Source organism: Phenylobacterium sp. (assembly GCF_028290885.1).
In the GTDB taxonomy this organism is placed as follows: domain Bacteria; phylum Pseudomonadota; class Alphaproteobacteria; order Caulobacterales; family Caulobacteraceae; genus Phenylobacterium.
In genome coordinates this window covers 1-5,057 of the sequence record NZ_JAQGIZ010000211.1, presented here as the reverse complement: position 1 = coordinate 5,057, position 5,057 = coordinate 1, and the positions used below count along the sequence as shown (strand labels likewise).

The 5,057-nt window shown below is 70.6% G+C and carries 4 protein-coding genes and 1 pseudogene; 2 read left to right on the top strand and 3 right to left on the bottom strand.

What is annotated here, in order from left to right; genetic code table 11:
- Together JWP28_RS14360 and JWP28_RS14355 are read left to right on the top strand one after the other, a co-directional pair.
- Positions 1 to 107, top strand: a pseudogene (locus tag JWP28_RS14360) (IS5/IS1182 family transposase); the annotation flags it as partial.
- A gap of 171 nt (positions 108 to 278) precedes the next feature.
- Entirely contained in the window at positions 279 to 2,207 is a 1,929-nt protein-coding gene (locus JWP28_RS14355) for an SGNH/GDSL hydrolase family protein (RefSeq protein WP_299543913.1), read from the top strand.
- A 9-nt stretch (positions 2,208 to 2,216) separates the two neighbouring features.
- Here JWP28_RS14355 and JWP28_RS14350 read toward each other — a convergent pair whose 3' ends face one another.
- The 3 genes from JWP28_RS14350 to JWP28_RS14340 all read right to left on the bottom strand — a co-directional run.
- Positions 2,217 to 2,891, bottom strand: a complete 675-nt coding sequence (locus tag JWP28_RS14350; protein ID WP_299543912.1) for an energy transducer TonB — start codon at positions 2,889 to 2,891, stop codon at positions 2,217 to 2,219.
- Positions 2,892 to 2,959: 68 nt separating this feature from the next.
- Complete coding sequence (locus tag JWP28_RS14345; protein WP_299543911.1) at positions 2,960 to 4,339, bottom strand: hypothetical protein; 1,380 nt, start codon at positions 4,337 to 4,339, stop codon at positions 2,960 to 2,962.
- Positions 4,340 to 4,526: 187 nt separating this feature from the next.
- A partial coding sequence (locus JWP28_RS14340) for a 16S rRNA pseudouridine(516) synthase (RefSeq protein ID WP_299543909.1) occupies positions 4,527 to 5,057 on the bottom strand: 531 nt, incomplete at its 5' end.

The following is a 5,057-nucleotide window of genomic DNA, read 5'->3' as shown; positions in this document are numbered from 1 at the left end:
TCTCCAGGCTCAAGCAGTTCCGCAGGGTCGCCACACGCTTCGAGAAGACCGCCAGGAACTATCTCGCCGTCGTCACCCTCGCCGCCATCATCCTGTGGCTCCGATAAGTGTCCACAGCTCCTAGAGCGCCTCGCGGCCGACTTGGATCAAGTGTCGATCGCCAAAATTCCATCAAGAGAAATTGAATAACCGTGGCTGCTCAATTGACTTCACGGCGGCGCGCGCATGGGAGCTTCTGGAGCCGAGGGATGATGTTGCCCAAAGGGTAAGTAGCTCCGATGCCCGCGGAAGTTTCCAGCCTCGGCGCAGCTCTTCCGGCGTTCTCCGGCGTCTATGTTTTCGGCGACAGCCTGATCGATCCGGGCAACGACCTGAGGGCGGCCCAGCTGTTGAACGAGCTGCCGTTCGATTTTCTGCCGAACGGCGCCCCGACGGCCGACAAGGGTTACTTCGAGGGCCGTTTTACTGACGGCTACAACTTCGCCGACCTGATCAGCAACAAGCTGCTGCACGAGCCGACCGCGGCGACCTTCCCCTACGGAATCACGGATGCGGTGTTCGGCTTCTCGATCCCGTTCGTGAACCGGCCTGAGGGGCACAACCTGAGTTTTGCCTATGGCGGCGCCCTGGCCACCCAGGGCGATCTGCCCCCGGGGCTTCATGCCCAGATCGGCATCTACCAGAACTTCACGCCGGACCCGAGCGCCCTCTACGTCATCGCCATCGGATCCAACGACGTGCGCGCCCTGGTCCCCAAGGGAGGCGATCCGGTGGTGGGCGGCGCCGCTGACGCCCGCCTGTCCGCCATCGCATCCGAGGTCACCCAGGAGGTCGCCCAACTCTACGCGCGCGGCGCGCGGCACGTCCTGGTGGCGGACATCCCCGAGGTGGGGCTCACGCCGGACTACACCGGATCCGTCGACGAGGCCGCGCGTCGAAGCCTCGTCAACGGATACGCCGAGAAGGCCGACGCCTTCCTCAGGGCCGACCTGGGCGGCCTGATGCTGCCAGCCGGCGCGACGCTGACCGACTATGACTTCCTGGGCTATACGAGCGCCGTGATCGCCAACCCGGCGGCATATGACTTCACCAACGTGACCCAGGCCCGCACGACCGTGCAGGCCGGCGCGCTGGAGCCGGTCGGCAGCGGATTCCTCTTCTTCGACACCGTCCATCCCTCGGCGCAGGCCCACGCGCAGATCGCCGGGGAGATCCTCGACTCCCTGCAGTCGCCCGGAGCGCCGCCCACCTGGGCCGTTCCGCCCGCGATCGGTTCGCAGGCCGCCGGCGCCATTCCGGTGGGCGGCGCCGACACTTTCGCGGCCTCGCTCTTGGCCGGGGGAACCTATGTGGTCGACCTGCTGGGGGTGAGCAGCGGCGCGGGTTCGCTCGCCGATCCCAGAGTTCGTGTCCTCGACGCTTCCGGCGCGGTCGTCGCCCAGGACGATGACAGCGGCCTTGGGCTCGACTCGCACCTGCAGTTCGTCGCTCCGACCACGGGCGATTATGCGATCGAGGTCGGGGGCGTCGGCGTGTCCGGTGGAACCTATCGCCTGCAGGCCGGGGACTTGAACGGATCGAACCTGCTGCTGTCCGGCCGCCTACGGGGCTCGGACGTCACGGTCCTGGGCGGCTCCGGAAACGACACCATCGCCGCCGTGGCGGGCAGCAACTACCTCCGTGGCGCCGATGGGAACGACTCGATCTCCGGCGGGTCGGGATTTGACGACATCAACGGCAACATGGGCGCCGACACCCTGGCGGGTGGTCCGGGCGGCGACTGGGTGGTCGGGGGCAAGGACGGGGACCTGCTGTCCGGCAACACCGGCAACGATATCGTCTACGGCAACCTGGGCGACGATACTTGCGCAGGCGGCGCAGGCGATGACACGGTCCGCGGCGGTCAGGGCGACGACGTCGTGCAGGGCGGCGACGGCAATGACTGGTTGGCCGGCGACCGAGGGAACGACACGATTTCGGGGGGCGCAGGCGCCGACATCTTCCACACTTTCGGCGCGGCCGGCCTCGACCGGGTGACGGATTTCAACGCCGCCGAGGGCGATCGGGTCAATCTGCTCGCCGGCACGGCCTACAGCCTGACCCAGGTAGGGGCGGACACGGTCATCGACATGGGCGGCGGGAACGAGATGATCCTCGTCGGCGTCGCCCTCGCGAACTTGCCGTCCGGGTGGATATTTGAGAGCTAGGCCGGCGCTCTACGGCTTGGCGGCGGCCGGCTTGACCGGCGTCAGCTCATAGCGGATCGGCACGCGAAGCTTCGCGCCCACCGTCGGCTCGCCGGCGAGGCTCCAGGGTCCGACCCTGAACTTCGGCGCCAGCGCCAGCGCGCCCTGGCCGAAGCCCTGCCCGGCCGGCTCCTCCTGGTCCACCGCGCAGCCGGAGAGCGACCCGCCCTCGGCCACCCTGCAGGCCAGCACCACGCGCACGTTGTTGATGCCGTTCTCGGCCTTCGGGAAGCTCGCCTGGAAGTCCGCCGCGCTCGGCAGCGCCGCCCAGGACGGCTTGGTCACCGTGGCCGCGCCCTTCAGCACCGCGGGATCGAAGGTCATCGGCACGCGGACCTCCTTGCCGGCTATTCCGGGATCGACGACCCGCATCCGCTCGGCGATCTTCCGGGCGGCGGAGCCGAACCCGTAGCCCAAAGGCTTTTCGCCTAAGGGTTCACACTGCCTGGGACGTCCCTCGCGGTTGAGCTCGCAGGTCAGGTTGACCTCACCGCCGATGCCGGCGGCCTTGGCCCTGGCGGGATAGGCCGCCGCCATGTCGGCGACGCTGGGCGCCTCGGCCCACTCCGCCGCAGCCTGGGCGAGGGCCGTGGAGGCGACGACGGCGGCGCCGGCGGCCATCAGAGCTGCGAACCTGAGAGACATGACATGCTTCTCCTGCTTCGCCGCCAGCTTGGCACGGCGCGCCCGCTCTTGAGAAGGGGCTGGGGAGCCTAGACCGCGGTGCGCTTGGCGGCCGGGCCGTTGCGCAGGCGTTCGAGCGCATCGGTGGCCATGACGCTGAGCGTGCGCAGGCCCTGCTCGCCGAAGACGTCGAGGGCGGCGTCCAGCGCCAGGACGCCGGCGGCGCGCTCGCCGCGGTCCTTGCCGGTGATGTCGAGGCGGGCTTCGTAAAGGCGGGCGAGGTGCAGCTGGACCAGCGCCCAGGCGACCGGGTCGCGGCGCGGTTGCAGGACGGCGAGTTCGATCTTCAGCGCCGCCTCGGCCGCGTCCAGCACGCCGAGATCGCCGGTCAGCTCCGCCGAGCGCGCCAGGCACATGGCCCGCTCGCCGGCGGCCAGGCCGCGCAGCGGCGTCGCCGGCGCGTCCTTCAGCACCAGGTTGGCGCGGTCGTAACAGGTGACCGCCTGTTCGTAGGCGCGCTCGTCCGAACTGGCCTCGCCCAGCGCCTGCAAGGCGTGGGCGAGCGCGATCTGGGTGCGCGCCCAGTCGAGCGGGCTGTGGTCGCGGGTCAGGTGGTCGAGGGCGCCGGCCAGCGTGGTTGCGCCGGCGGCCACGGCGTCGATGTCGCCCGCGGCCTCGCCCCACAGCGCCAAAGCCTGGCCGCGCAGGATCTCGGCGCGGGCCCAGGTCAGCGGCTCATAGGCCAGGTCCAGGCGGTCGGCGGCGGCGGCGGCGTCATCGATGGCGGCTCGCAGCAGCCGGTCGTCCTTCAGCCGCGCGCCCCAGCCGCAGAGCAGGTCGGCGCGGATCAGCCGGGCTTCGGCGGCCAGCGGCCGCGCGGCCGACGACCGGCGGGTCAGGGTGTCGAGCGCCGCGATCGGGGCGTTGAAGCAGGCCGCGGCGGCCCAGGCGGCGTCGCTGCCGCCGGTGGCGAGCTGCCCGCGGGCCTCGACCAGCGCCAGGCCGATGTCGGCCAAGGCCGCGGAGAGACCCCCTTTGGCCACGCTGCGCGCTTCGCGGAACGCGGCGGCGGCCGCGGCGTCCAGGCCGGGGTCGCCGAACAGTTCCGCGCCCAAGAGGCCGGAGAAGCCCTGCTCGCAGCGGGCGCGGGCCCAGGCGTCCGGGCGCTTGCCGGGATCGAAGGCGGAGCAGGCGATTTCGGCGGCGGCGGCGGCCTTGCGCAGCGCCACGGCGTCGCCGGAGCGGCGGGCGACTTCGCGCCAGACGATGGCGGCGTCGAGCCGGCGCTGGGGCTTGTCCTGGGCGCTGACGCGGCCGGCGGCGACATCGGCCGCCCTGGCCTCCTGGGTGAGCAGTTGCAGATCGAGCAGTTCCAGCAGGGTGGCGTCGCCGCCGGTCAGGCCATCGGCGAACGGCTTGATCCGCTCGCCCGCGAACAGCCGCATGAACTCCCGACCCAACTCGAACATGCCGCCACTCCCGCTAGGCGCCCGTCCCGGTATGAGACGGCGCCGTCGCGCTCTCGACGACAAGAGCAAAGCCGGAGCCGCGACCCTTAACAAGTGGTTAATTTGCCATGTATGGTTAACAGTGACCTAATTTCCACAGTAAAGCGCGAGGAACTCGCCGAATCCGCGCAAGTGTTAACGCCGGCGGTCAGGCGAAAATCGCGCCCTGCTCGCCTGGCGCCAGGGGGCGCCAGGCGCCCGCCGCCAGGTCCGGCGGCAACTCCAGGCCTCCGATGCGGTCGCGGTGCAGGGCGGTGACGTGGTTGCCCACGGCGGCGAACATCCGCCGGACCTGATGATAGCGGCCTTCGGTGATGGTCAGCCTGGCCTCGGCCGCGCCCAACGGCTCGAGCACCGCCGGCGCGAGCGGCGCCGTCTCGCCTTCCAGCATCAAGGTCCCCGCGGCGAACACCTCGGCCTCGCCGCCGGTCAACGGACGATCGAGCCTCGCCACATAGCGCTTGGCCACGTGGCTGCGCGGCGAGATCACCCGGTGCAGGAAGGGCCCGTCGTCGGTGATCAGCAGGAGGCCGGAGGTGTCCTTGTCCAGCCGGCCGATGGTGGAGAGCGCCGGGATCCGCGCCCGCCAGCGGCTTGGCAGCAGCTCATAGACGCTGCGCCCGGCTTCGCGGTGCGAGCAGACCACGTCCAGCGGCTTGTGCATCAAGAGCGTCAGCGG

What these genes read in the sequence shown, in the direction of transcription:
- JWP28_RS14355 (WP_299543913.1), top strand. Translation starts at nt 279, where the DNA reads ATGCCCGCGGAAGTTTCCAGCCTCGGCGCAGCTCTTCCGGCGTTCTCC.
- JWP28_RS14350 (WP_299543912.1), bottom strand. Translation starts at nt 2,891, where the DNA reads ATGTCTCTCAGGTTCGCAGCTCTGATGGCCGCCGGCGCCGCCGTCGTC.
- JWP28_RS14345 (WP_299543911.1), bottom strand. Translation starts at nt 4,339, where the DNA reads ATGTTCGAGTTGGGTCGGGAGTTCATGCGGCTGTTCGCGGGCGAGCGG.